This window comes from Pedobacter arcticus A12, assembly GCF_000302595.1.
Lineage (GTDB): Bacteria > Bacteroidota > Bacteroidia > Sphingobacteriales > Sphingobacteriaceae > Pseudopedobacter > Pseudopedobacter arcticus.
On the sequence record NZ_AKZJ01000023.1, the window covers coordinates 1 to 1388 of the forward strand.

The 1388-nt window shown below is 41.6% G+C and carries 2 protein-coding genes; both read left to right on the forward strand.

Annotated elements, in window-relative coordinates; translation table 11 throughout:
* Positions 1 to 39: 39 nt before the first annotated feature.
* Positions 40 to 474, forward strand: coding sequence for a transposase (locus tag B176_RS21250; protein WP_017256978.1), 435 nt, complete (start codon positions 40 to 42; stop codon positions 472 to 474).
* A gap of 14 nt (positions 475 to 488) precedes the next feature.
* Complete coding sequence (locus B176_RS0101390) at positions 489 to 1340, forward strand: IS3 family transposase (RefSeq protein WP_040539729.1); 852 nt, start codon at positions 489 to 491, stop codon at positions 1338 to 1340.
* Positions 1341 to 1388 lie beyond the last annotated feature (48 nt).

Here is a 1388-nt window from a genome sequence, read left to right on the forward strand (position 1 = left end):
TGTCCCGTCCTGAAATAGCGTTACACAAAAAGTAATGTTATGAAAGAAGAAGCAGAGAATGAACATGTTAGAAGAAGTTCGAAAGATTACAGTTTTTCTTTTAAGCTGAAGGTGATTGAGGAGATCGAACGTGGGCTTTTAGGGAAAAAGGAAGCTCAACGCAAATACGGTATTCAGGGAGATGCCACAATTAGTAATTGGCTGAGAAAACATGGTAACTTTGATTGGGAAAACAGGACCCCTCAGACTATGTCAAAAAGCCCCGAACAGAAACTCCTAGAACTGGAGCAGAAAGTAAAACTGCTAGAGAAGCAGAAAGCCGAACTGGAGAAAAAGCTTGATTTCACGGATAAGAAAGCCATCTTCTTTGATATGATGATAGATATTGCGGAAGAAGAATTCAATATCCCCATCAGAAAAAAGTACTTACCCAAACAGTCCAGCGGTTCAAGTCAGAACAAAAAGAATCGTTGAGCGGCGTCTGTAGATTGCTTGGGATGAACAGACAACTTTATTACCGGGCTATAAATTCACTGAATAACAAAAGAACTGTTGCCCAAAAAGTAACAGCACTGGTGCTGGAAGTGCGCATGCGTATGCCCAGGCTAGGCACCCGGAAACTCTACCATATGCTTTGTCCAGAGTTACAGAACCTAGGAATCGGAAGGGATAAACTTTTCAGGATAATGAAAGCCAACCATCTGGACATTGTTCCCAAAAGGCAATATCACATCACTACAGATTCCCATCACAGATTCCGTAAGCATAAAAATTTGGTTGAACATCTCAGGGTGGACAGACCCGAACAGGTCTGGGTATCAGACATTACCTACATCGGGACAAGAAAGAACCCGATGTACCTGTCCCTTGTAACAGATCTCTATTCCAAGAGGATTATGGGGCATGACGTTTCAGAAAGTCTTCATGCCACCGGAGCGGTCTGTGCAATTAAACACGCCCTGAAAAACCGCAGATTCAAAGATGAAGAGCTGATACATCACTCTGACAGGGGACTGCAATATTGCTGCGATGAGTATCAGGGACTATTGGCTGACAGCCGAATTCTGTGCAGCATGACGGAAAGATACGACCCCTATCAAAATGCAGCCGCTGAACGGATCAATGGGATACTGAAACAGGAATTTATTCGTGGAATTCAGATAACTGACATACAATTGATGAAAAAACTGATTGCCCAATCAATCGATATTTACAATGGGGAAAGACCACATTGGAGTTGTTTCATGAATACTCCAGATCAGATGCACAGACAAAGAACTGTTAGAATCAGAACGTATAAAACAAAAAATAGCATCGTGGAAAACCACAATGCTATTTAAAATTATTATTCTTGTAAAAACTGTAACGCTATTTCAGGACGAGACATT